Origin of the sequence: Amycolatopsis methanolica 239 (assembly GCF_000739085.1) — a bacterium.
In the GTDB taxonomy this organism is placed as follows: domain Bacteria; phylum Actinomycetota; class Actinomycetes; order Mycobacteriales; family Pseudonocardiaceae; genus Amycolatopsis_E; species Amycolatopsis_E methanolica.
This window is the reverse complement of the sequence record NZ_CP009110.1, coordinates 5,755,985-5,778,734: the sequence shown is the minus strand read 5'-3', so window position 1 is coordinate 5,778,734 and position 22,750 is coordinate 5,755,985. Positions and strand designations below refer to the sequence as shown.

The following is a 22,750-nucleotide window of genomic DNA, read 5'->3' as shown; positions in this document are numbered from 1 at the left end:
GTCGTGACCGAAACCGTCGACGCGGTCGTCGTGGGGGCGGGCCAGAACGGTCTCGTGGCGGCGAACGTGCTCGCCGACGCCGGGTGGAGCGTGCTCGTGCTCGAGGCCGCGCCGGAGCCCGGCGGTGCGGTGCGCAGTGCGGAGGTCACCGCGCCCGGGTTCCGCAGCGACCTGTGCAGCGCGTTCTACCCGCTCGGCTACGCGTCGCCGGTGCTGCGGGAGCTGGGGCTGGACTCCTACGGCCTGGTGTGGAGGCACGCGCCGCTGGTGCTGGCCCACGTCCTGCACGACGACCGGTCCGTGGCCTTGTCCCGGGACCTCGACGAGACGGCCGCTTCGGTGTCGGCCTTCGCCGCCAAGGACGGCGACGCCTGGCGTGACGCGTTCGCGCAATGGGAGAGGGTGCGTGACGACCTGCTGGAATCGGTGCTGCGCCCGTTCCCGCCGGTACGGTCGGCGTCGAGGCTGGTGCGCCGCGTCGGGGTCGCGGAAACCCTGCGGCTGGTGCGGATGGTGACGCTGCCGGTGCGGCGGCTGGGCGAGGAGCTCTTCGACGGCGAGGGCGCGCGGCTGCTGCTCGCCGGCAACGCCCTGCACACCGATCTTGGTCCGGACAACGCGGGCAGCGGTGTGTTCGGCTGGCTGCTGGGGATGGTCGGGCAGGACGTGGGTTTCCCGGTGCCGGAGTGCGGCGCGGACCGGATCATCACGGCACTGGTGCGCCGTCTCGCCGACCGCGGTGGCCGGGTCGAGTGCAACCGGCGGGTCCGGGACGTGTTGATCGCGGGCAACCGGGCGATGGGTGTGCGGGACGAGCACGGTGAACTGGTGCGGGCCAAGCGGGCGGTGCTGGCGGACGTGCCCGCCCCGGCGCTGTACCGGGAGCTGGTCGGGGAGGAGCACCTGCCCGCCCGGTTGGTGTCCGACCTGGACCGTTTCCACTGGGACAACGCGACGATCAAGGTCGACTGGGCATTGAGCGGGAAAATCCCGTGGACGGCCGAAGAGGCGCGCCGGTCGGGCGTGGTGCATCTGGACGCGGACCTCGATGGGCTGACCGCGTACGGCGCGGACCTGGCGTGCAGCCGGGTGCCCGAGCGGCCGTTCCTGTTGCTGGGCCAGATGACGACGACGGACCCGTCCCGCTCCCCGGCGGGCACCGAGGCGGTGTGGGCGTACACGCACGTCCCCCGCGGCGAACGCTGGGACAGGGACCGGCTGGAACGCTTCGCCGACCGGATGGAAGAACTCATCGAGCGGCGCGCACCCGGCTTCCGCGGCCTGATCCAGGCGAGGTGCCCGCAGGGGCCGGCGGAGCTGGAAGCACTCAACCCGAGCCTCGTACAGGGCGCGATCAACGCCGGCACCGCCGCGATCCACCAGCAGTTCGTGTTCCGCCCAGTACCCGGCTTGTCGAGGGCCGACACACCCGTTGATCGGCTCTACCTCGCTGGCGCCTCGGCCCACCCCGGCGGTGCCGTGCACGGCGCACCAGGAGCCAACGCAGCACGAGCAGCCTTGGCACGCAACGGAATCACCGGCGGCCTATACGGAAGTGCGATGCAAGCAGCACAACGAGCCATCTACAGCTAGAAACCGCCGACCGGCAACGAAAAGCAAGCGACTACCCCAACCAGACCTCCCCCGCCCCCGATCCACAGCCGATCTCTAGTCGCCTGCTCGGCGACTGAACACAATCAGGCATCGGGGGCGGGGGGGCGAAAGGTGTTCGAGCGCCGTGAGGCGCTCCTGCGCGAAGCGCAGGAAAAAGATCAAAAGATAGTCCTCGCCGGACGGGCAGGCTCCGGGATGACCACCCAGCCCAGGTTTGGTTCAAAGATCGCGGTGCACCGCGATGTCCGCCAGGCGCTTCAGGCTTTCGGTGTTCCGTGGGGCCAGCATGGCTGCTTGCACGGGCTCGGGGAGCAGGCTGAGCGGGCCGCGCGCCAGCTTTTCCGCCATCTGCACCTCCGTGCCGCCCTCGGTGTCGGGCGTCAGGGTCAGCGTGATCTTCGCGGAGCCCATCGGCCACATGCGGGCCTCCAGTTCCAGGAGTTTGTTCTCCTCGACCGCGAGCACGCAGCTCACGTCCTGCACGTTGAACGGCCACGGCCCGACGCTGTGGTGGATCCGCGAACCGACCTGCGGCCAGTGGCTGTCCACCCGCCGGATGTGCGAGGCGCCCACGACCCAGCCCGCGTAGTTCCAGCCGTCGGCGAGGACGGCGAACACCTTTTCGGGCTGGACGGGAATCCGCTTGTTCACCACGATCATCTGTCGCTCCCCGGCTCGGTCCACCGGCAGCGAGTACCCCACGCGGGAGCGGGACAATCAGCTCGCTTCCGTCGCGGGCGGCGCCACGGCCTCCTCGAGCGACGACGTGATCCGCAGCTGTTCGTCGAGCCGGGTCACCTCCAGCGGCCGCAGCACGGCGCGGCTGGTGGCCACGACCCGCAGCTCCACCGAGTTCTCCTCGCACTTCTGCTGCGCGTTCACCAGCAGGCTCAGGCCGATCGACCCCAGGAAGGTCACCCCGGACAGGTCGACCACCAGCGGGCCCGGCGGCCGCGCTTCGGCGCAGGCGGTCTGCACCTCGCTCTCCAGGTCGGGCGCGCTGGTCAGGTCCACATCGCCGGCGGCGGAGATCACGATGGCCCCGTCGACGAGGCGTCGCGTGACACGCAACTCGGTGGTCACCCGAGATACCTCCTACAGTCGTCGTTCACCGCGTCCTGCCGTCGGCGGACCACAAGGAAGCTGCACCGGTACCCGAAGCCGCCACGGCAACAGGCTGGCGGCTCAACCGTCCGCCGATCCTAACCGGGCTTCACCGCGGGTGAGGATCGGGGCGGAAAGTGGTTAACCGGCCACGTCCGGGGAACCACCAACACAGCCGATACGCGAGCAAGGACCGCTGGCGGGAGGACACTGTGAGGACCGACGGCTCGCGCCGACCGACGAAGCACCACAGCAAGCCGTCGGTGTGGCGGCGCGCGGTGACGAGGTTGCCCGAGGAGGCGCCGGCCGTCGGCCAGGCCAGGGAGTTCGCCACCTCCGCCCTGCAGGCGTGGGAGGTGCCCGCGGACACCAGGGAGGACATCGTGCTCGCCGCGTCCGAGCTGGTCACCAACGCCGTCGAGCACGGGCAGGGCGAGGTCACGGTGGTGCTGCGCCAGAACGGCGACCGCCTGCTGCTGCGCGTGTGGGACGACGACGTGCACGTCCCGGTCCCGCGTCCGGCCGAACAGGATTCGGTGCGCGGCAACGGCCTGGTGATCGTCGAAGCGGTCAGCGAGTCCTGGGGTTACGAGACCGGCTCCGACGGCAAGTGGGTGTGGGCGGAGTTCGCCATCCCACGCTGAGCTCAACCGGGCGCCGGGATGTGCCGCGCGCCGCGGCTGGACGGGCGCTCCGGCTGCGCCGACCACCGGCACAGCAGCAGGCACACGTCGTCGTCGTGCTCGTCCTGGCCCAGCATCTCGGCCAGGATCCGGTCGCCTGCCTCGTCCGTGGGCAGCCCGGTGACCTCGGCGAACGCCCCGGTCAGCCTGGCCAGCCCGTCGTCGAGGACCTCGGCCCGCCGCTCCACCAGCCCGTCGGTGTAGAGCAGCAGGTCGCTGCCCGGCGTGATGGTCTCCTCGTACTCGGCGATGTCGAACGCGAACGGCACCCCCAGCATCGGCGCATTCGGCCGCTCCAGGTGCCGGACCCCGCCCTCGCCGCAGGCCAGGATCGGCAGGTGCCCGGCGCTGGCCCAGCGGATCCGGCCGGTCTCCAGCTCCAGGTCGGCGACCACCGCGGTGGCGAACAACGCGCTGTCCAGCCCGCGCAGCAGGTGGTGGGCCAGCCGCAGCGCCTCCGCCGGGCCGTGCCCTTCCGCGGTGTAGGCGCGCAGCGCGTTCTGCAGCTTCCCCATGACCACGGCCGCGTCGAGGCCGTGCCCGGTGACGTCACCCACGGTGAGCACGATCGTGCCGTCGGCCCTGGTGAACGCGTCGAACCAGTCGCCACCGATGTTCACGCCGGTCGCCGCGGGCCGGTAGCGGGCGCACAGCTCCAGCTCGTCCGGGGTGCTCAGGGTGGGCAGCATCGCGTGCTGCAGCCGCTCGGCCAGCTCGCGTTCCCGCTCGTACTCGCCCGCGTTGCGCAGGCCGACCGCGGACCGCGCGGCGACGGCGGTGAGGAAGGACACCTCGTCGCCGGTGAACTCGGTGTCCCGGTGCAGCTCGAGCACGCCCAGAAGGTGCGGGCCGACCGTCAGTGGGAGCAGCAGCCGCTTCGGCTCGATGTGCGCCTGGTGCCCGGTCCCGACGCGTTTCACGTCCGCGTCCGGCGCGCTGTCCGGCCGCGGCAGGCGATTGAGCTTGCGGGTCTCGTCCGTCACCAGCCACACGCCGGCGCAGTCGGCCAGGTTCTCCCGCTCGATGAGCCCGACCAGCGCCTCCACGACCTCCCGGCCGCGCAGCGAGGCCGACACGCTGCGGCTCACCTCGTCCAGGAACGCCGACCGCTGCCGCTGCAGCTCGACCTCGGCGTGCAGGGCCAGCAGGCCCGCGTTGGTCTGTTCCAGCTCCGACTGGTGCAGCCGCAGCTCACGCTCCTGCCGCGCGATGGTTTCGCGCAACTCGCGGAGGAGGTCCTCGGTGGTGGCTTTCGTCACCGTCCACCACCTCCCGCGATCACGACCACGCACGCGTCGTCCCGCCCGCGGCCACGTTGCCCCAGAATCCAGCCCGCGACGGTGGCCGGGTCGTGGTTGAACAGGCCGGGCCAGTCGGTGTTGCTCCACTTGTCCGAAATCCCGTCGGAGTGCAGCACCAGCCAGCTGCGAGAGGACCACGAGTACGCGGAGTCCGACGGCCGCGGCCGCGCGGCGACGCCGACGATGCCGTGGCGCGACACGATGCGCTGCACAGGCCCGTCCTGGTCCGCGTAGAACCGGGTGGACACGTTGCCCACCCCGCAGAACCGCATGCGTCCCTCCGCCGGACTCAGCTGCGCGACGGCGACGGTCGCGCCGCGGGTGGAGGCGAGGGACGGCTGCATCAGCTCCAGGATACGGGCCGGTCGCAGCTCGGGGTGCGCCGCGACGGTGGAGATCGCCGCGTCACTGGCCCGCGCCGCCAGGTGGCCGTGGCCCAGGCCGTCACTCACCGCGATGGTCACGCTATCGTCCGTGGTTTCCGCCGTCCAGCGGTCGCCGCATTCCACTTCACCCGGTGCGGTGAGGATCGCGCTGCCGATCCGCAGGCCACCGGGCAGCGGCGACGGGCCGGCGTGCCAGCGCGCGAGCACGGAAGTGCCCTGGCCACGCCTGCTGTAGACGTCGAACATGTCCGCGGCGCGGCGCACCGCGCCGAGGCCGCCGCCCAGCGTGCCGGTGGTCGAGTAGCCGTCGCGCATGCTGTCCTCGATCCGGCCGATCCCCGGACCGCAGTCGACGGCGACCACGTCCAGCCTGCCCAGCGCGGGCACCACGCTGAACACCCCGCGCCCGGCGTGTTTGAGCAGGTTGGAGGCCAGTTCGGTGGCGGCGAGCGACACCAGGTGTACCCGCTCCAGCGGCAGCCCGGCGCGGGTCGCGGCCGACGCGGCGACGATCCGCGCGCGGCCGACGTGACTCTGTTCGGTCACGATCAGGTCGTCCCGGGTCACGGTCCCGCGCTTCTGCGGACGGACATGCTGATCTCCACCCTCGTCCCGCGGCCCGGCGCCGAGTCGATCCGGAACTGGTCGGCGAGCCGTTTGGCGCCGCCGAGCCCGAGGCCGAGGCCGGAACCGGTGGTGAAGCCGTCCGCCATGGCCGCGTCGATGTCCGGGATGCCCGGCCCCTTGTCGGTGAAGGTCATCCGCACCGTCGGGTTGCCGCCGAGGTCCTCGACGGCGATTTCCGCCTGCCCGCCGCCGCCGTAGACCAGGGCGTTGCGGGCCAGTTCGCTGGCGGCGGTGACCAGTTTGGTCTGCTGCACGAGGCTGAACCCCGCGGTGGACGCCGCCGACCTGGCGGCGTGCCGCACATGCACGATGTCGTACTCGTCGTGGATGGCGACCGTGTTCGTGGAAGGCGCGCGTGTCACCGCAGCGCCGTCCGCGATGACCCCGGTTGCGGGGTGAGTAGTGACAAGCCCTCCTCGACGGAGAGCGCCGTGGACAGGCCGGGCAGGGTCAGGCCGAGTTCGACCAGGGTGATGGCGACGGCGGGCCGCATGCCCACCACCACGGTGCGCGCCGCCATCAGCGAGGTGATGGCCGCGATGTCGTGCAGCGTGCGGGCGAGGAACGAGTCGATGATGTCCAGCACGGACACGTCGATGAGCACACCCCGGGCGCGGGTCTCCACGACCTTCTCGGTGAGCTCGGACTCGAACTCGGCCACCGACTGGTCGAGGAGCTCCTCCTGGATGGTGACCAGCAGGACACCACTCAGGTTGACGATCGGGATGCCTGCCATCAGACCACGCCCGGTCCCGCGGACGAGCCCACCTGCAGTCCGAGCCGGTTGAGGGCGTAGGCCAGCGCGTCGGCCAGCCGGGCGCGGGTGGCGACCTCGCCGAGGTCGATGCCGAGCTGCACCATCGTGTTGGCGATCTGCGGGCGGATGCCGCTGATGACGCACTCCGCGCCCATCAACCGCGCCGCCATGGCGGTCTTGAGCAGGTGCTGGGCCACCATCGTGTCGACCGTGGGCACGCCGGTGATGTCCAGGATCGCGACCTTGGCCTGGTGGGTCATGATCGACTGCAGCAGGCTCTCGGTGGCGACCTGGCTGCGCATGCTGTCCAGGGTGCCGATCAGCGGGATCGCCAGCACCCCGTCCCACAGCTTGATGACCGGGGTGGACAGCTCGGTCAGCTGGTCGCGCTGGATGGCCAGGGTCTCCTTGGCCGAGGCGAGCGCCGACTCGACGAGCACCAGCCGCAGGGTGTCCACCGCGCTGGAGAGCAGCAGGGCGCCCGCTGTGAGCAATTCCGCATCCGCTGTCTCCTGCCACAGGCGCAGCAGCGGCTTCTTGAGGTCGCTCACCTCGACGGCGGTGCGCGGGCTCACACCCTCGTTGCCGTCGAGTTGCGAGGCGAGCGCGGTGAGCAGCGAGCGCAGGTCGTTGAAGCCGTCGGCGGCCGGGCTGTCCGCGTCACCGGCCGCGATGGCCCGGCGGATCCCCCGCAGGACCTCGGCACTGTCGCCTGCGGCCTGGTCGGAATCCTGCGCCACGGAGCGGAAGAAAGGTGAGTCGGCCCACTGCGTGACGATCGATTCCTTTTGGGCGTCAAGGAAATCGCTGACCACGGCGGTGATCTGGCGGTCGGAGGTTGTCGTCATCGCTCCCAGGCTCCAGCATGGTGGAAGGTCGTAGGCAGAACGATCCGCGGTGTTGCGCGGAGTTCGTTGGCTTGCGGCAAACTTATTGCACACGGTCGCCGGGCGACAACCGGGGCCGAAGCCGACGCCACGATTTTGGAGAGAGTTCGAACCATGACGACGGACGAAGGCGCGACAAGGTCCGCCACGGCTTCCGTGGTGCGCACGGAGGCCAGCGGCGACAGCGGACGTGTGCTGCTGCTCGGCGAGATCGACCACGGCGCGGTGGACCAGCTGGACCAGGCCGTGGAGAAGCTGCTCGGATCCGGCGTGATCCACCTGGTGCTCGACTTCGAAGGCCTCAACTTCTTCGACTCGGCCTGCATCAGCGCCCTGATCAGGGCGAAGACCAGCGCGGAGGAGCAGGGCGGCACGGTGAAGCTGGCCAACGTGGACCGCTACGCGCGGCGCATCCTGGACATCACCGGGCTGCTGGGCTCGTTCACCATCGAGGGTGAGGAGTCACCCAGCGCTCGTGCGTGAGGCAGCCCGCGCACACCCACCGTGAAATGGCTGGTTTGGGATTCGCGAGCCAGGGGTAGCCCGGCTGGGGCATGAGCGGTTTCAAACCCGTCAAGGGGCCGATTTCCGGCGAGGCGTCAAGCAGGGGCGCCCCGCCGGCTGTCTGGTGGGCGAAGTGCGAGGGCAGATGTACCTGGAATACGAGGACGCGCAGGCGCGGGGGCTGCGGCGGTACGTGCGACTGGTGACCGAGGCTCTGGGGCTGGGCGGCACCGCCTACTTCGTGCAGATCGACCCACCACCGGCAAACGCATACCTGGCGCTGGAGCGCCGCCTTCCCGAGTTCCCCGACCGCGACGCCGCCCTCCTCTGGAGCGAGGACACCGGGTGGTCGCTGGTCGTCGAATCGCACTGCGGCGAGGACCTGATCGTCCTGGCCTACCTCGGCGCCGACGTCCTGCCCGCGCCACGGGTGGTGGCGCGGTTCGCCGCGGACCTGTGCGACGGCGTGGCGGCCGGTGTCCTCGAACCGCCGGTGTGGGATCCGGTGGACGTCCGGGAGCGGCTGGCCGCGTATTCGGCGCCGGCGCTGGCGGGGTGACGAAGCTCGAGATCTGCCGACTTCCCGGCCCCGCATTAGGCTGAACGCACCGCAGGTGTCCCCACGCGTGTCCGGGAGGTTCCGTTGGCCGAAGAAGCTTTCGCGGTGCGTCACCGGGTGACCGGGGACGCCGTCGTGGTGACCGCGTCCGGCGGTGTGGACCTGTGTTCCGCACCGGCGCTGATCAGCGAGATGGACCAGGCCCGGCGCGCGGCCGTGCCGCCCCAGCCGGTGATCGTCGACCTGTCCCACGTGGACTTCCTCGGCTCCGCCGGGTTGTCCCTGCTCGTCGAGGCCGAGCAGCGGTGTGCCGAGGCCGGCACACCGCTGCGGCTGGTCGCGTCCAGCCGAGTCGTGTTGCGCGCGCTGGAGGCGGCCGATCTGCGGCAGGTGTTCACCGTTTCCGAAACTCTCGAATGCGCCCTGAGTGAGGGCTGACACGGTCGATGACGGATCCGGCTGACACGTCCTATTTGGACGCCGTGGGTGAGATGGGGGCGATGGTCGCCGCACGCGACTGGACGGCGACCGCCCTCGGCCCGATCGGGGAGTGGCCGGGTGAGCTGCACGCCGCGTTGCGCTTGGTGCTGTCGTCGCGGTTCCCGATGCTGGTGTGGTGGGGGCCCGAGCTCACCGTCTTCTACAACGACGCCTACCGCCCGGCGATGGGCGAGAAGCACCCGCGCTACCTCGGGCGCCCGGCTTCGGAGTGCTGGGCGGAGGCGTGGGCCGAACTGGGCCCGCTGACGCGTCACGTCGTGACCGGTCAGGGAGCCACCTACTCGGAGAACCAGCTGCTGTTCCTCGACCGGCACAACTACCTCGAAGAGACGTACTGGACGTTCTCCTACAGCCCGATCTCCGGTGACCGGGGCGAGGTGCTGGGCATCCTGGTCGCGGTCCAGGACACCACCGAGCAGGTGGTCCGCCAGCGCAGGATGGCGGTGCTCAACGATCTCGGCGAGGTGTCGGCGGCCGGGTCGGTGGCGCAGACCGCGCGGTCGGCGGTGTCCGCGCTGGGCCGGCACGGCGCCGATCTGCCGTTCGCGCTGGCGTACCTGTTCGACGAGGGGCAGGCGTCGCTGGCCGCCGCGTACGGGGTCGGTCCCGGGGAGCGCGCCGCGCCCGCGGTGCTGCACCGCGGTGGGGAACCGGTCTGGCCGTTGTGGGACGGCGGGACCCGGGTGTGCGACGGGCTGCGGAAGCGGTTCGGGCCGGACTTCGTGCAACCGGTGGTGGTCGGCACGGCCGCGCCGGACCGCGCCGTGGTGCTGCCGCTGGTCGCCGCCGGGCGGGCGGAGCTGGTGGGCGCGCTGCTGCTCGGGGTGTCGGCCTACCAGGCGCTGGACGCGGACTACCGGGCCTTCCTCGAACTGCTCGGCGGCCAGGTGTCGAGCCTGATCACCGACGCGCTCGCCTACGAGGGCGAGCGTCGTCGCTCGGAGGCGCTGGCCGAGCTCGACCGCGCGAAGAGCGAGTTCTTCGCCAACGTCAGCCACGAGTTCCGCATCCCGCTGACGCTCATCACCGGCCCGGCCGAGGACGCGCTGGCCGCCACCGCCGAGCCGTTGCCGCCCGGTCAGCGCGAGCGGCTGGAGCTGGTGCACCGCAACGCCGGTCGGCTGCGGCGGCTGGTGAACGACCTGCTCGACTTCGCCAAGCTCGAGGCCGGCCGGCTGCAACCGGACTCCGCGCCGCACGACCTGGCCGCGCTGACCACGGAGGTGGCGGAGAGTTTCGCCCCGGCCGTGCGGCGCGCCGGGTTGCGGTTCGAGATCGACTGCCCGCCGCTGTCCCGCGCGGTGGTCGTCGACCCGGACATGTGGGAGAAGATCGTCCTCAACCTGCTGTCCAACGGGCTCAAGTACACGCGGGAGGGCGGGGTCGCGGTCCGGCTGCGGGAGGTGGACGGGCACGCCGAGCTGACGGTCACCGACACCGGCGCCGGCATCCCGGCCGACGAGCTGCCCAGGCTGTTCCAGCGGTTCCACCGGGCGCGCGGGCGCGAGGGCCGCTCCCACGAGGGCGCCGGGATCGGGCTGGCTCTGGTGCAGGAACTGGTGCGGCTGCACGATGGCACGGTGTCCGCGGATTCGGTGGAGGGGGCCGGGAGCACGTTCTGCGTCCGGTTGCCGCTCGCGGCGGTCGCGCCCCCGGCGGCCGTCGATTTCGAGCTCACCGCCGCGCCCGCCTACCGCGAGGAAGCGCTGCAGTGGCGCGTCGACGCGGTAGGCGAGACGGCGCCGCCCGGCGAGCAGCAGGGGCCGACGCTGCTGGTGGTCGAGGACAACACCGATCTGAGCCGGTTCATCTCGCGGATGCTGCGCCCGGTCGGGCGGGTCCTGCTCGCGCGGGACGGTGTCGAGGGGCTGGAGCTGGCGCGGCGCCACCGCCCGGATCTCGTGTTGTCGGACGTGATGATGCCGCGGCTGGACGGGTTCGGGCTCATCCGGGCGCTGCGGGCGGAACCGGCGACGAAGTCGGTGCCGGTGCTGTTCCTGTCCGCGCGGGCCGGGGTCGAGGCGGCGGTGTCCGGTCTGGAGGCGGGCGCGGACGACTACCTGCCGAAACCGTTTTCCGGCGCGGAGCTGCTGGCGCGGGTGCGGGCGAACCTGGCGTTGTCCGGTCTGCGGCGGCGCGAGTCGGAGTTCCGCCGTGCGTTGTTCGAGTCGTTGCGGGAGGGCGTGTTCGTCGCCGACAGCGACGGCGTGGTGGTCGAGGTCAATCCGGCGTTCGCCACGATCACCGGGTACGGCGCGGAGAGCGTGCCGATGGCGTGGCCGTACCCGTGGCTGGGCGGGGAAGCCGAGCGCGTGCCGGCTGTCGATCTGGTGGGCTACCTGGGTGATGGGCACGAGGTGTCGGTCCGGGTGGAGCGCCCGGACGGGAGTGAGGCGTGGGCCGCCCTGACTCTCACGCGTGTCGCCGAGGACGACGGGCGGTCTTGGCTGGTCGGGACGCTGCGGGATGTCACGGTCGAGAAGGAGGCGGCGGACCGGGAGGCGGTGCTGGCCGCGTTCGCAGTGGACCTCGCGGCTGCCACCGATGTCGCGGAGGTGCTGAACGCCGGGGTGTCGGCGTTGCGGGCGATCCTCGGTGCGACGCGGGTGGTGGCGGCGATCTGGCCGACCGTGGAGAGCGGCGGGTTGCTCGCCGGCGATCCGGAGGCCGGTTCGTTCGACGAGCTGGAGCCGGAGCTGTACGAGCGGCTGGACCGCGCGCGCCGTCAGGCGCCGGGGCAGATCTGGCCGCCGGAGGCGAGCCGCGAACTCGGGGCGACGCTCGGCAGTGGTGATTCGGTGGTGTGGGCCGAGCGGGCGGACCAGGTGCTGGGCGCCGAGGACCGCGCGCTGTTCGGGATGCTGGTGGCGCAGCTCGCGCAGGCACTCGGCCGGGCCCGCAGCTACGACGAGGCGCGTGCGGTCGCGCTGACGCTGCAGCACGCGATCCTGGGCCCGACGGATCTGCCCGCCGGGTTCGCGGTGCGGTACGAGCCTGCGGTGCGGCCGCTGGAGGTCGGCGGCGACTGGTACGACGTGGCGCGGTTGCCGGACGGCCGGATCGCGGTGGTCGTGGGAGATTGTGTCGGCAGGGGGCTCGCGGCGGCGTCGGTGATGGGGCAGCTGCGCAGTGCGTGCAGTGCGCTCCTGTTGAGCTACGGCGACCCCGCGCGGGCGCTGGACCAGCTGGACGGCTTCGCCCGGCAGATCCCGGGCGCCTTGTGCACCACGGTGTTTTGTGCGGTGGTCGACCCGGTGGCCGGGATCGTGACGTACTCCAGCGCCGGTCACCCGTCGGCGGTGCTCAGCCACGCTGACGGCAGTGATCAGTTGTTGGACCAGGCGTTGTCGGTCCCGTTGGCGGTGCGCCGGTCGGCGGACCGTCCCCGTGCGACGGTGCCGTTGCGGCCGGGTTCGGTGCTGTTGCTGTACACGGATGGCTTGGTGGAGCGGCACGGCCAGCCGATCGACGAGGCGATCGAAGGCGCGCGGGTGGCGGTGCGCGAGGTGCCGCGCCGGCAGTCGGCGGAGATCACCGAGCACCTGCTGGACAGTTTGTTGCCGCCGTCCGGCCACAACGACGACGTGGCGGTGCTGGTCTACGTGCACCCGCCCGGCCCGATGCGCCTGGAGCTGCCCGCGGAGCCACGGAGCTTGGTCGACATGCGGCGGGAGTTGCGGCAGTGGCTGGCCCAGTCCGACGTCCCCGACGAGGCGGCCGCCGACGTGATCCTCGCCGTCGACGAAGCGTGCACGAACTCGATCGAACACGGCTACCCAGGCCGGGACGACGGCACCCTGACGCTGACCGCCACCGCCGACGAGGGTTCCGTGGAAATAGTGATCACCGACGACGGCAAGTGGCGCCCACCCCCAGCCGACAAGGGGATAAGGGGTCGGGGAGTAGGTTTGATGCGCGCACTGATGACCGAAGTGGACATCACCCCAGGGGAACAGGGAAGCCAAGTCCGCCTGATGCGAAACTGGAAAGACTGAGGCGCGACAGCGCTGTGCCCTTGATCTTTGAACCCAAGGTAGCTGGGTGGTCATCCCGTCGCCTGACACTGGACGATCACCTTGAGCCAGGGCCGCAACCGCGCCTCACGGCGCCAAAGGTCACCTTACGACCACCCCCGCCCCCGATGCCTGATTGTGTTTCAGTCGCCGAGCAGGCGTGTCAAGGCGGGAAAGAGTACCTTGACACGCCTGGTCGGCGCCTAAAGATCGGCTGTGGATCGGGGGCGGGGGAGATCTGGTTGGGGTAGTCGCTTGCTTTTCGTTGCCGGCTTCCTGTTCTTAGCTCTTGTTGAAGCGTTGTTGCCATCTGTCCTTTGTGGTCAGTTCTGGTAGTGCTGCCCGGTATCGTGCGGCCGTGTCCTCCGCGTCTTTGCGGAATCGCAGGAGGACCTTCGCTCCTTCGGTGGCCAGCTTGCTCGCCAATGCCCGGTCCCGCTGCCGAATCTTCACGCCCTCCTGCGACGGATCGGTCACCACCACCCGGTCGAACAGCGCCACATGCCACCAGTCGCTGTCCCGCGCCGAAACGGCCGCCTCCCCATGCGACTTTCCCAGCAGGTGCCATGCGATTCGCTTCGCCATGACCAGTCCTGGACGCGATGGCTCCGGTCCGGATCGGACGGTGCGCGTCTGGGCGGCCGACGATACCGGTCGCAACTGAGTCTCCGGGTGTTCCAGGCGTAGCTTCCGCACCGCCGCCACGGCTTGCGCGCCGCCGTCCGCGAGTACCTCCGGGCCGCGCAGGAAGTCCTCGATCGCCAGGATGAGCGTCGCGGCCAGGGCGTATCTCATCGATACCAGGTAGCGTGTCAGTTCACCCGCCAGGAAGGCCGCCGTGCCGTCAAAACCACCGTGCAGTGCGGCGACGATCAGGCCGTTGCGGACGCTGAAGTACCGCGGCCAGTCGTCCCAGTCCTTCCACCAGAAGTCGGCGTGCCAGACTCCGGCGCCGGCCAGCGTGATGCTCGGGTGGCCGGCGGCGCGGGCTCGCAAGCCGTACTCGATGTCGTCCCACTGGAAGAACATCGGCAACGGCAGGCCGGTCGACTCCACCACCTCGGGCGGCACCAGGCACGTCCACCATGCGTTGTACTCGCCGTCCACGTGCAGATCCAGCTTGTGTTCCCGCAGGTCCACGTCCTGGAAGGCGCCCGGCACCGGTCGGCCTGCCCGCAGGCGCGGCAGGTCCGCGTACTCGGCCGCCACCTGCAGGCGGTGCGGGTGCAGCAGTTGCAGCATCTGCGAACCGACGATCGCCGGGACGACGGTCAGCTCGGCGTACGCGATCAGGCGCAGCACCGTTTCCGGCTCCAGCACGATGTCGTCGTCCATCAGGACCACGTGCGGACGGCGACCGTCGGCGGTGGCCTCGCTCAACCCGCGCGCGAACCCGCCCGCGCCGCCGAGGTTCGGCTGCCGCACGTGCCGCAGCTTCCCGCCCAGCCCGGCGCGCTCGACGGGCGCCGGATCACTGCCCTGGTCCACCACGAACACGGCATCCAGCGCATCCAGGCACTCCCGATCGGCGGCGAGCGTCCGCAGGGTGGCGACGCACTCGTCCGGCCGGTTGTGGGTGCACATCGCGACCACCGCGCCGTGACCCCGGCCCGGGCCCGGAACCAGCCACCGGACGTCGTCGATCCGCAGCCGACGGTTCTCCGTCGCGGCCTCCAGCCACAATCCGCCACCGTCGGCGAAACGATTCAGCTCGGCCGTCAGTTCGGCGTATTCCAATTCCGCTGAATGGACGCGTGCGGAATCCACAGTGCGTTCCCGGCCAAGACTGTCGGACGCCATCAGGAAGAGCGTTCCGGAACCACGCGCCCGCACCCGCAGCGTCACCCGCGGCACATCGGTCCACCGCTGCCAGTGACTGGCCGGGAAGCGGCCGAAGTACGTGTTCGTGCTGATCCGCGCGTGTGGCTCCAGTGCGAACGCGGTGCGGCTCGCGGTGGCCGATCCGGCGACGATCTCCCGGTACAGCTCGGCCGGTTCCCGGTCCCGCGGCGGCGCGAAGAATGTGCGCTGCGCCGTTCGTTCTCCGATCATGGGCGTCACGTCCTCGGCGTCGAGAATTGCGACACCCTAACCGATTTCAGGGCAGCGTGTACTCCAAAACGAAGTGGTGGTCCGGCAGGATTTCCCCGTGGCCGCTGATCCCGGTCAGCTCGTCCCGGCCGGAGCCGGGCACGATGGCCCACTCGCCGCCGGTTTCCTCGCCGAGCGAGGTGGCGTTGTGGGTGAGCAGGAAGCTGCCCTTGCGCCCGTGCAGGCTGCATTCGAACCGCTCGACGCCGACGTAGATCGCGCCCGCCTCGCCACCCGGCGCGGGCTCGACCTGGAGCATGATCGCCTCGACGACGCTCGCGCCCTCCAGGTCGCCGGTGAACTCCTTCAGCCACCGCGTCCTGGCCATCGACCCGCCGGTCCACTCGCGCGGGGTGGTCTCGCTGTTCTCGCTGGTGAAGGTGCTTTCCGCGCGTGTCGTCATGCCCGCACGCTAGGCGAGCGCCGTCGGCCGGTCTTGAAGAAACGCGACTAGGCTCGGGCGTGTGGTCGAACCGGTCGAGCGGGACAGCCGCGGCATCCTGCACCCGAACGCGGGGCTGCGGCGGTTCGAGCTGACCCGGTACCCACCGTCGCCGGGGGTGGACCGGTTCGTCGACCGGTACTGGCTCGTGTCCTGGGACCTGCCGGACGTCCACGAGCAGCACATCCTCGTGCACCCTGTGGTCAACGTCGCGTTCGACGAGGGGCGTGGCATGGTCAGCGGCGTGCAGACCCAGCGCTTCACCCGCCGGCTGTCCGGGCACGGCCGGGCGCTGGGCGTGATGTTCCGGCCCGGCGGATTCCGCCCGTTCCTGGGCAGGCCGATGGCCACGATCACGGACCAGGTCCACCCGGTTGCCGACGGTTTCCCGGCGTTGCATCCTGCCGAGCCCGCGCTGGCCGAGGCGCTCGCGGGCGAGGCCGGTGGCGACGAGATCGCCGCGATGCTCGGCCAGGCCCTCGCCCCGCTGGTCCCCGGTGAGCGCCAGCCGTCGGAGGACACCACGGCCCTCGCCGAACTCGCCGCGCGCGACCGCGACCTGCGGCGCGTCGAGGACCTGGCCGCGCGCGGCGGGATGAGCGTGCGGCAGCTGCAGCGCGCGTTCGCCGACCACATCGGCGTGAGCCCGAAGTGGGTGCTGCGCCGGTACCGGATCTACGACGCGGCCGAGCGGGCGGCGCGCGATGAGTCCGTGGACTGGGCCGAGCTCGCCGCCGACCTCGGCTATGCCGACCAGGCCCACTTGACCCGCGAGTTCACCGCGGTGATCGGTGAGCCGCCGGGCCGCTACGCCCGCCGCTCCTGACCGCACCCCTGCCGCGCGGCCACCTGCTATATTGCAATGAGGACAACGGTATTGCAACATGTGCAACGGAGGCGGCGTGGACGTGCTGACGGTCGGCGAGACCATGGTCATGGTCACGCCCGAAGCGGGCGCCCGCCTGGTCTCGGACAGCCGCTTCCTGCTGCGGCCCGGCGGCGCGGAGTCGAACGTCGCCGCCCTGCTGGCCCGCCTCGGGCACAAGGCGGCCTGGGCGAGCGCGCTCGGTGTCGACCCGCTCGGCGACCTCGTGCTCGACGACCTCCAGCGGCACGGCGTCGACACGTCGCTGGTCCGCCGCGACGAGCGCCGTCCCACCGCGGTCTACTTCAAGGACCCCACCCCGGACGGAACCCGCGTCTACTACTACCGCGCCGGCTCCGCCGCCTCCGCGATCACGACCGCCGACATCGCGCACTGGACCGCGCAGCCGGCGCGGCTCGTGCACGTCTCCGGCATCACGGCCGCGCTGTCCGAGGAGGCCCGCGAAGCGACCCGCGCCCTCGTCCGCGGCCCGGGCCTGGTCAGCTTCGACGTCAACCATCGCCCGCGGTTGTGGCACGGCGACGCGCCCGAGGTCCTGCGGGAACTGGCCCAGGACAGCGACATCGTGTTCGTCGGCCGCGACGAGGCGGAGGCGCTGTGGGGCACGAGCGACGCGGAGAGCGTCCGCGAACTCCTCGACCGCCCGCGCTACCTCGTGGTCAAGGACGCCGCGATCGAGGCGGTCAGCTTCACGCCGACCGGGGTCCACCGCGCGCCGTCCACGAAGGTCGACGTGGTGGACGTGGTCGGGGCCGGGGACGCGTTCGCGGCCGGGTGGCTCAGCGGCTTCCTCGACGACCGCGACGAGGTGACCCGCCTCCGGCTGGGCCACTACGCCGCCGCCCGCGTGCTCGAATCGCCGTCGGACTTCGCCGAGCTGCCGCCGGCCGCCGACATCATCGGGAAACTGGGCTGATGTCCCAGACCGTCGCCCGCGCGATCGACATCGTCGCGTTCGTCTCCCGTCGCCACCGCACCCTCGGCGAGATCGCCGACCACCTCGGTGTCCACAAGTCGACCGCGCTGCGGCTCCTGCAGACCCTGGAGGAGGGCGGGTTCGTCCGGCGCGTCCCGGACAACCGCTACGCGATGGGGTTCCAGCTGATCGCCTACGGCCAGCTCGCGCTGGACCAGGTCGAGGCACGCGCCCTCGCCCGCCCGGTCCTGCAGGAGCTGGGCGAACGCTGCGGGCACACCGTGCACTTCGCGGAACTGGTGGGCGACCGGGTCGTGTACGTGGACAAGATCGACGGACGCGGCAGCGTCGCGATGGGGTCGCGTATCGGGCTGCCCGCCATCCTGCACACCGCCGGCGTGGCGAAGGCGATCCTGGCGCACCAGCCGGACCGCGAACGCTGGCTGTCCCTGTGCGACTACCAGCGCTTCACGCCCACCACGGTCGCCGGCCCCGCGGAGCTGTCCGCCGAGCTGGACCGCGTCCGCGAACGCGGCTGGGCCGAGGACGACGGCGAACACGAGGATTTCCTGAACTGCCTGGCACTGCCGGTGCGCGACGCGCGGGGCCAGGTGACGCACAGCCTGTCCGTCACCGCGCTCAAGGTCGTCGCGCCGCTGGCCGAACTGCGTGCACACCTCGGCGAGTACCGGACCGCCGCCCACCGGATCTCCCGGGCACTGGGCTGGGGAGGAGACGACCATGGATCCCGCTGACTTCTTCGCCGCACACCTCGGCCGCAACCCAGTGCTGGGCATCTTCCGCGGTTTCGATCCACAACAGACTGTGGACATGTGCGTGCGCGCCTGGGACTTCGGGGTGGAGCTGGTGGAGATCCCGGTGCAGACGCCGGACGCGATGCCGTCGCTGCGCGCGGCCGTGGCCGCGGCGGCGGAGCGGGGCAAGAGCGTCGGCGCGGGCACGGTGACCACAGTGGACCAGCTGCTTGCGGTGCGCGAGATCGGTGCCGAGTTCACCGTGGCGCCCGGGTTGCGCCCGGAGGTCGTGCAGGAGTCGCACCGGCTCGGCCTGCCGCACCTGCCCGGCGTGGCGACGGCGACCGAGATCGCGAGCGCGCTGGCACTCGGGAACACTTGGCTGAAAGCGTTTCCCGCGCGGCAGTTGGGCGCGGGTTGGATCGCGGCGCAGCTGGCTCCGTTCCCGTCGGTGCGGTTCGTCGCCACGGGTGGTGTCGATGCGGGCAATGCGGCGGACTTCCTGGCCGCCGGGTGTCGTGGCGTGGCGGTCGGTTCGGCGCTCGCGGACCCGGACGCGCTGGCCGCCTTGAAGGCGGCTACCGCAGGCTGAGCAGGTCCACCACGTCGGTGAGCTGCTCGTTCGCCGCGTAGGCGCGTCGCTGGCGTTGGGCGCCGTTGCCGTGCTCCCGCACCCAGGCCAGCGACTCCACCACGAAGTCGAGGTCGCCGGTCCCGGTGAGCGCCCCGCGGATCCGTTCCACCAGCTGGCTGATCAGCGCCGGGGCCGGAGTGAGGCGCCCAGTCTCCGGGTGCAGGGCCGAGCCGTCCAAGCCGTCGCGTGCCGCGCGCCACAGGTTGGCCCGCAACACCTCCCCGGGCACCGGTGGCGGCGGAGCGTCCAGTTCGGACATCGCGGTGAGCACGAGCCCGCGCACCACGGCCGCGAGGGTGGCCGCCTCCCGTGCTGTTGCCGCGACGTCGCTGATGCGGAACTCCAGCGTCGGGCGCTTCTCCGACAGCCGGATGTCCCAGTAAATCATGCCCCGGTCGAGCATCGCGCCGGATTGAAGCATCGCGGCGACGCGGGACTCGTACTCGTCGAGCGAGGCGAACACCGGCGGCGGGCCAGCGGACGGCCAGCGCGACCACAGCACGTGCCGCCAGCTGCTGTACCGGGTGTCGTGGCCGCTGTCGAACGGCGAGTTCGCGGTGAGCGCGAGCAGCACCGGCAGCCACGGCCGGACGTGGTTGCTGATCCGCACCCCGGTGCCCCGGTCCGGGATCTTCACGTGCACGTGGCAGCCGCACGTGGTGCCGGTGCGCGCGATCATGCCGAAGTGCTCGCCCATCCGCCGGTACCGCGGCGTCGGCGTGAGCGCCGGCGGGTGCTCCTCGGCAAGCGGCGGAGTCGCGCTCGCGAGCAGGCGCAACCGGCGCTTCGCCGCCTCGCCCGCGAGCCGGGAACGGAAGTGCGTGAGCTGGTCGAGGAGTTCGCCCGCGCCCCGGCAGACCTCGCTGGCCAGCTCCACCTGGCTGCGCGCGAGTTCCCGATGCACGTCGCCGTCGGGCCGGTCGAAGGCTTCGACCACCTCCGGACCGCGGTCCGACAGGTGCCCCCGATCGTCGACGAGCAGGAACTCCTCCTCGACGCCGAACGTCGATATCTGCTCCACCCTCGCCCTCCTCGTTGGTGGCCGCTGTTTACCCGCTCCCCGGCTCTTCAAGCCCTGCCCCGCCACGGGTTTGCCATCCCGGCAAAATTTCTTGTCACCCGCGGTCGGTCGCGCGGATAGTCGCGGTCATGGACGAGAAGTACGACGTTGTGGTGGTGGGTGGTGGAGCGGCGGGGCTGGCCGGCGCCCTCGCGCTGGCCAGGGCGCGCCGGTCGGTGCTGGTCGTCGACGCGGGCGACCCGCGCAACGCCCGAGCCGGACACGTGCACAACTACCTGGGCCGGGAGAGTACTCCACCGGCCGAGCTGGTCGCCATCGGTCGCGACGAGGTGACCGGGTACGGCGGCGAGATCGTCACGGGAACGGTCACCGGGGCCGAGCGGACCGCGGATGGTTTCGACGTGACCCTCGACGACGGCCGTCAGGTCCGCGCGCGCCGGCTGCTCGTGACCACCGGACTCGTCGACGAGCTGCCGGACATCGACGGTGTCGCGGATCGGTTCGGCCGTGACGTCCTGCACTGCCCGTACTGCCACGGGTGGGAGGCGCGCGACCAGGCGATCGGCGTCATCGGCGGGAACCCGATGGCGGTGCACGCGGCTCTGCTGTGGCGGCAGCTCAGCGCCGACCTGACGTTGTTCCGGCACCAGGCGCCCGAGCTGACCCACGAACAGCGCGAGGAACTGGCCGCCCGCGGGATCCGGGTGGTCGAGGGCGAGGTCGCGGCCGTCGAGGTTCATGATGACCGGTTGACCGGGGTGCGGATGCGGTCCGGCGAGGTCGTGCCGCGCCAGGTGGCCGTGGTCGCGCCCCGGTTCACGGCGCGGGCCGGGCTGCTCACCGCGCTCGGGCTCGAAGTGTCGGAGCAGGTCGTGCAGGGCCACGTGATCGGGAGTTACATCGCCGCGGACCCGACCGGCGCCACCACGGTACGGGGCGTGTGGGTCGCGGGGAACGTCGCCAACGTGACGGCGCAGGTGATCGTGTCGGCGTCCGGCGGACTGACGGCCGGCGCGGCGATCAACGCCGACCTGGTCGCGGAGGACACGCGTGCGGCGGTCGCCGCGCACCGGGCCGGGGTGTTCGCGGCGGAGGGCGACGTGAGCGAACTCGTTGGAGGGGCGCGGCGTCATGGGATCTGAGGAGTACGGCGAGGAGTTCTGGGAGGAGCGGTACCGCTCGCACACCGCGGTCTGGAGTGGACGGCCCAACCCGCAGCTCGTGGCGGAGGCCCGGGACCTGCCGCTGGGCACGGCGCTGGACATCGGCGCGGGCGAGGGAGCCGACAGCTGCTGGCTCGCGGAGCGCGGCTGGCGCGTGACGGCGCTGGACCTGTCGGAAACCGCGCTGCGACGCGGATCCGAGCACGCCGCGGCGGCCGGGGTCGGGGACCGGATCGAGTGGGAGCGGGCCGACGTGCGGACCTGGGACCCGGGCGACCGGCGGTTCGACCTGATCTCGGCGCAGTTCCTGCACCTGCGCAACACGGAGCTGCGTGACCTGGTCGGGCGCTTCGCCGGGTGGCTCAACCCGGGCGGCACGGTGCTGCTGGTGCACCACGACGCGCGCGACCTGCACACCACGATGGGGCGGCCGCACGTGCCCGAGCGGTTCAGCAGCGCGGAGGAGGTGGCGAGCTGGCTGCCCGGCGAGTGGCGCGTGGAGGTCGCCGAGGCGCGGCCCCGGGAAGCCACGGACCCGGACGGCAAGGCGGTGACCATCTACGACGCGGTGGTGCGGGCACGCCGTTGAAGTGCGCGTGGGCCCGGGCCGGCCCGCACCGAAAACCGACCGCGTCCGGCGATGCGCGCCGCCCGGCTCACGCCGCCCTGGCGTGATCAGCCCCGGTAGGCTTGCGACAGGCGCGCGTAGGCCACGACGTTGTCCGCGTAGTTGCGGGTCGAGCGGTCGAAGGCGCCGCCGCAGGTGATCATCCGCAGCTCCGGCCCCGCGGTGTCGCCGTAGACGTCGTCGGTCGGGAACTGCGACTTCGGGTACCGCTCGACTCGGTAGACGGTGAACACCGCGGTGGTCCCGTCGGCCCGGTGCACGATCGCCTGGTCGCCCGGCTTGGTGTCCTTGAGGCGGTGGAACGCGCCGGGCACGCGGTTGTAGTCGACGTGCGCGGCGAGCACCGCGGGCCCGGTCTCGCCGGGGGACGGGCTGCCGGTGAACCAGCCGGTGGTGACAGCGTCACCGGGGACTTCGAGCGTGCCGTCGTCGGCCAGGCCGAGGTCGATGATCGGGCCGGTGCTGACGCCGATCGACGGCACCTCCAGCTTGACCGGCCGGGAGTGCGGCAGGGGCCCGTCGACCGGGGCGGCGGCGGTGGTGGAGACCGGCGCCGGCAACGTCGAAGCCGGGGGTGCGGCCGGCGCGGGCTGCGGCTCGCTGGGCGAGCCGCAGGCGGTGAGGGTGGCGCCGACGGCCGCGATCGCGAGCCATCGGCGCCATCGCGCGGTGCTCATCGGCCGGCGCGCCGCCGCATGAGCAGCACGGTGCCGGCGCTGCCGCCGACGAGGACGAGCGCCCCGACCGCGACCGCCGGGCCGGCGTCGGTGCCCTGGTCGCCGCCGCCGGTGTCCACGCCGCCGACCGGCTTGACCTTCACCTGCGAGCCGCCCGTGCGGTTCTGCTCGCCGAACTTGGTCTCGCACGCGATGCCGTCGTGGTCGGCGTCCAGGCGGTGCGGGTCGCTGCGGTCGGCGTCGAGGACCGCCTGGGCCTGCGCCTGGGTTGCGAAGTCGGCGCAGTCGAGGTCCGCGGTGGTCGTCTCGGGCGGAGCCGTGACGGGCGGCGCCTGGGTGGCGGGGCTGGTGCTCGGGGTGGACGGCTGCTCCGACGGCTTGTGCGGCAGGCTTTCGCAGGCGATGCCGTCGTCGTCTTCGTCGAGGCCGTACGGATCGCCCGGGGTCTGGTCGAAAATGGCCTGCGCTTCTTCCTGGTAGGTGAAGTCGCCGCAGTCGTAGAGATCGGTCGGCTGAGCCGCGAAAACCGCAGGTGCCGGACCGAGCAGCGCGATACCCGCCACCGCGACCGTACCGAGAACGCGACTGATCATGCGCATGG

The 22,750-nt window shown here is 71.7% G+C and carries 24 protein-coding genes; 12 read left to right on the top strand and 12 right to left on the bottom strand.

Going from position 1 to position 22,750, the window contains the following annotated elements; translation table 11 throughout:
• Positions 1-3 precede the first annotated feature (3 nt).
• Complete coding sequence (locus AMETH_RS28095; RefSeq protein ID WP_017984535.1) at positions 4-1,593, top strand: phytoene desaturase family protein; 1,590 nt, start codon at positions 4-6, stop codon at positions 1,591-1,593.
• Between the two features lie 240 nt (positions 1,594-1,833).
• On the opposite strand, the gene AMETH_RS28090 is transcribed toward AMETH_RS28095, so the two are convergent.
• On the bottom strand, positions 1,834-2,274 hold the full coding sequence (locus AMETH_RS28090; RefSeq protein WP_026153439.1) for an SRPBCC family protein: 441 nt from the start codon (positions 2,272-2,274) through the stop codon (positions 1,834-1,836).
• A gap of 57 nt (positions 2,275-2,331) precedes the next feature.
• Positions 2,332-2,697, bottom strand: coding sequence for an STAS domain-containing protein (locus tag AMETH_RS28085; RefSeq protein ID WP_017984533.1), 366 nt, complete (start codon positions 2,695-2,697; stop codon positions 2,332-2,334).
• A gap of 233 nt (positions 2,698-2,930) precedes the next feature.
• On the opposite strand from AMETH_RS28085, the gene AMETH_RS28080 reads away from it, so the two are divergent.
• A complete protein-coding gene (locus AMETH_RS28080) occupies positions 2,931-3,362 on the top strand; it encodes an ATP-binding protein (RefSeq protein ID WP_017984532.1) in 432 nt (143 codons plus the stop codon).
• 2 nt (positions 3,363-3,364) lie between these two features.
• Here the strand turns inward: AMETH_RS28080 and AMETH_RS28075 are convergent, their stop codons facing one another.
• From AMETH_RS28075 to AMETH_RS28055, 5 genes are read right to left on the bottom strand one after another with little or no spacing between them, the layout of a single operon-like run.
• Complete coding sequence (locus AMETH_RS28075; protein WP_017984531.1) at positions 3,365-4,660, bottom strand: PP2C family protein-serine/threonine phosphatase; 1,296 nt, start codon at positions 4,658-4,660, stop codon at positions 3,365-3,367.
• Positions 4,657-5,655 (bottom strand): SpoIIE family protein phosphatase, encoded by a 999-nt coding sequence (locus AMETH_RS28070; protein WP_017984530.1) that lies wholly within the window; start codon positions 5,653-5,655, stop codon positions 4,657-4,659. Before AMETH_RS28070 ends, AMETH_RS28075 begins: the two co-directional genes overlap by 4 nt.
• Positions 5,652-6,077 carry an anti-sigma regulatory factor gene (locus tag AMETH_RS28065; RefSeq protein WP_017984529.1) on the bottom strand — a complete coding sequence of 142 codons (426 nt, stop codon included), beginning with the start codon at positions 6,075-6,077 and terminating at the stop codon, positions 5,652-5,654. The genes AMETH_RS28070 and AMETH_RS28065 overlap by 4 nt, the downstream gene beginning before the upstream one ends.
• Positions 6,074-6,451, bottom strand: a complete 378-nt coding sequence (locus tag AMETH_RS28060) for an STAS domain-containing protein (RefSeq protein ID WP_017984528.1) — start codon at positions 6,449-6,451, stop codon at positions 6,074-6,076. The genes AMETH_RS28065 and AMETH_RS28060 overlap by 4 nt, the downstream gene beginning before the upstream one ends.
• Entirely contained in the window at positions 6,451-7,320 is an 870-nt protein-coding gene (locus AMETH_RS28055; RefSeq protein ID WP_017984527.1) for an STAS domain-containing protein, read from the bottom strand. The genes AMETH_RS28060 and AMETH_RS28055 overlap by 1 nt, the downstream gene beginning before the upstream one ends.
• A gap of 153 nt (positions 7,321-7,473) precedes the next feature.
• On the opposite strand from AMETH_RS28055, the gene AMETH_RS28050 reads away from it, so the two are divergent.
• From AMETH_RS28050 to AMETH_RS28035, 4 genes are all read left to right on the top strand, one after another.
• Complete coding sequence (locus AMETH_RS28050) at positions 7,474-7,842, top strand: STAS domain-containing protein (RefSeq protein WP_020422971.1); 369 nt, start codon at positions 7,474-7,476, stop codon at positions 7,840-7,842.
• Positions 7,843-7,996: 154 nt separating this feature from the next.
• Positions 7,997-8,422, top strand: coding sequence for a DUF6292 family protein (locus tag AMETH_RS28045; RefSeq protein ID WP_223842957.1), 426 nt, complete (start codon positions 7,997-7,999; stop codon positions 8,420-8,422).
• 84 nt (positions 8,423-8,506) lie between these two features.
• Positions 8,507-8,860 carry an STAS domain-containing protein gene (locus tag AMETH_RS28040; protein ID WP_017984524.1) on the top strand — a complete coding sequence of 118 codons (354 nt, stop codon included), beginning with the start codon at positions 8,507-8,509 and terminating at the stop codon, positions 8,858-8,860.
• 8 nt (positions 8,861-8,868) lie between these two features.
• Positions 8,869-12,918, top strand: a complete 4,050-nt coding sequence (locus tag AMETH_RS28035) for a SpoIIE family protein phosphatase (RefSeq protein WP_017984523.1) — start codon at positions 8,869-8,871, stop codon at positions 12,916-12,918.
• A 300-nt stretch (positions 12,919-13,218) separates the two neighbouring features.
• Here the strand turns inward: AMETH_RS28035 and AMETH_RS28030 are convergent, their stop codons facing one another.
• Together AMETH_RS28030 and AMETH_RS28025 are read right to left on the bottom strand one after the other, a co-directional pair.
• Complete coding sequence (locus AMETH_RS28030) at positions 13,219-14,988, bottom strand: glycosyltransferase (RefSeq protein ID WP_017984522.1); 1,770 nt, start codon at positions 14,986-14,988, stop codon at positions 13,219-13,221.
• 46 nt (positions 14,989-15,034) lie between these two features.
• Complete coding sequence (locus AMETH_RS28025; RefSeq protein WP_017984521.1) at positions 15,035-15,430, bottom strand: DUF3224 domain-containing protein; 396 nt, start codon at positions 15,428-15,430, stop codon at positions 15,035-15,037.
• A gap of 61 nt (positions 15,431-15,491) precedes the next feature.
• Between AMETH_RS28025 and AMETH_RS28020 the strand changes: the two genes are divergently transcribed.
• The 4 genes from AMETH_RS28020 (at position 15,492) to AMETH_RS28005 (ending at position 18,618) form a co-directional block, all read left to right on the top strand.
• A complete protein-coding gene (locus tag AMETH_RS28020; protein WP_017984520.1) occupies positions 15,492-16,295 on the top strand; it encodes a helix-turn-helix domain-containing protein in 804 nt (267 codons plus the stop codon).
• A gap of 76 nt (positions 16,296-16,371) precedes the next feature.
• A complete protein-coding gene (locus tag AMETH_RS28015; RefSeq protein WP_017984519.1) occupies positions 16,372-17,271 on the top strand; it encodes a sugar kinase in 900 nt (299 codons plus the stop codon).
• A complete protein-coding gene (locus AMETH_RS28010; RefSeq protein WP_017984518.1) occupies positions 17,271-18,026 on the top strand; it encodes an IclR family transcriptional regulator in 756 nt (251 codons plus the stop codon). Before AMETH_RS28015 ends, AMETH_RS28010 begins: the two co-directional genes overlap by 1 nt.
• Complete coding sequence (locus tag AMETH_RS28005) at positions 18,013-18,618, top strand: bifunctional 4-hydroxy-2-oxoglutarate aldolase/2-dehydro-3-deoxy-phosphogluconate aldolase (RefSeq protein ID WP_017984517.1); 606 nt, start codon at positions 18,013-18,015, stop codon at positions 18,616-18,618. The genes AMETH_RS28010 and AMETH_RS28005 overlap by 14 nt, the downstream gene beginning before the upstream one ends.
• On the opposite strand, the gene AMETH_RS28000 is transcribed toward AMETH_RS28005, so the two are convergent.
• A complete protein-coding gene (locus AMETH_RS28000) occupies positions 18,605-19,681 on the bottom strand; it encodes a carboxylate-amine ligase (RefSeq protein ID WP_017984516.1) in 1,077 nt (358 codons plus the stop codon). The genes AMETH_RS28005 and AMETH_RS28000 overlap by 14 nt on opposite strands.
• Before the next feature lie 128 nt (positions 19,682-19,809).
• On the opposite strand from AMETH_RS28000, the gene AMETH_RS27995 reads away from it, so the two are divergent.
• Positions 19,810-20,823 (top strand): NAD(P)/FAD-dependent oxidoreductase, encoded by a 1,014-nt coding sequence (locus AMETH_RS27995; RefSeq protein ID WP_017984515.1) that lies wholly within the window; start codon positions 19,810-19,812, stop codon positions 20,821-20,823.
• Complete coding sequence (locus AMETH_RS27990) at positions 20,813-21,433, top strand: SAM-dependent methyltransferase (protein WP_017984514.1); 621 nt, start codon at positions 20,813-20,815, stop codon at positions 21,431-21,433. The genes AMETH_RS27995 and AMETH_RS27990 overlap by 11 nt, the downstream gene beginning before the upstream one ends.
• A gap of 86 nt (positions 21,434-21,519) precedes the next feature.
• Here AMETH_RS27990 and AMETH_RS27985 read toward each other — a convergent pair whose 3' ends face one another.
• Both AMETH_RS27985 and AMETH_RS27980 read right to left on the bottom strand, forming a co-directional pair.
• Complete coding sequence (locus tag AMETH_RS27985) at positions 21,520-22,149, bottom strand: class F sortase (RefSeq protein WP_017984513.1); 630 nt, start codon at positions 22,147-22,149, stop codon at positions 21,520-21,522.
• On the bottom strand, positions 22,146-22,748 hold the full coding sequence (locus AMETH_RS27980; protein WP_017984512.1) for an excalibur calcium-binding domain-containing protein: 603 nt from the start codon (positions 22,746-22,748) through the stop codon (positions 22,146-22,148). The genes AMETH_RS27985 and AMETH_RS27980 overlap by 4 nt, the downstream gene beginning before the upstream one ends.
• Positions 22,749-22,750: the final 2 nt, after the last annotated feature.

What these genes read in the sequence shown, in the direction of transcription:
- AMETH_RS28090 (WP_026153439.1), bottom strand. Translation starts at nt 2,274, where the DNA reads ATGATCGTGGTGAACAAGCGGATTCCCGTCCAGCCCGAAAAGGTGTTC.
- AMETH_RS28060 (WP_017984528.1), bottom strand. Translation starts at nt 6,451, where the DNA reads ATGGCAGGCATCCCGATCGTCAACCTGAGTGGTGTCCTGCTGGTCACC.
- AMETH_RS28055 (WP_017984527.1), bottom strand. Translation starts at nt 7,320, where the DNA reads ATGACGACAACCTCCGACCGCCAGATCACCGCCGTGGTCAGCGATTTC.
- AMETH_RS28050 (WP_020422971.1), top strand. Translation starts at nt 7,474, where the DNA reads ATGACGACGGACGAAGGCGCGACAAGGTCCGCCACGGCTTCCGTGGTG.
- AMETH_RS28035 (WP_017984523.1), top strand. Translation starts at nt 8,869, where the DNA reads ATGACGGATCCGGCTGACACGTCCTATTTGGACGCCGTGGGTGAGATG.
- AMETH_RS28030 (WP_017984522.1), bottom strand. Translation starts at nt 14,988, where the DNA reads ATGATCGGAGAACGAACGGCGCAGCGCACATTCTTCGCGCCGCCGCGG.
- AMETH_RS28025 (WP_017984521.1), bottom strand. Translation starts at nt 15,430, where the DNA reads ATGACGACACGCGCGGAAAGCACCTTCACCAGCGAGAACAGCGAGACC.
- AMETH_RS28010 (WP_017984518.1), top strand. Translation starts at nt 17,271, where the DNA reads ATGTCCCAGACCGTCGCCCGCGCGATCGACATCGTCGCGTTCGTCTCC.
- AMETH_RS28005 (WP_017984517.1), top strand. Translation starts at nt 18,013, where the DNA reads ATGGATCCCGCTGACTTCTTCGCCGCACACCTCGGCCGCAACCCAGTG.
- AMETH_RS27995 (WP_017984515.1), top strand. Translation starts at nt 19,810, where the DNA reads ATGGACGAGAAGTACGACGTTGTGGTGGTGGGTGGTGGAGCGGCGGGG.
- AMETH_RS27990 (WP_017984514.1), top strand. Translation starts at nt 20,813, where the DNA reads ATGGGATCTGAGGAGTACGGCGAGGAGTTCTGGGAGGAGCGGTACCGC.
- AMETH_RS27985 (WP_017984513.1), bottom strand. Translation starts at nt 22,149, where the DNA reads ATGAGCACCGCGCGATGGCGCCGATGGCTCGCGATCGCGGCCGTCGGC.
- AMETH_RS27980 (WP_017984512.1), bottom strand. Translation starts at nt 22,748, where the DNA reads ATGCGCATGATCAGTCGCGTTCTCGGTACGGTCGCGGTGGCGGGTATC.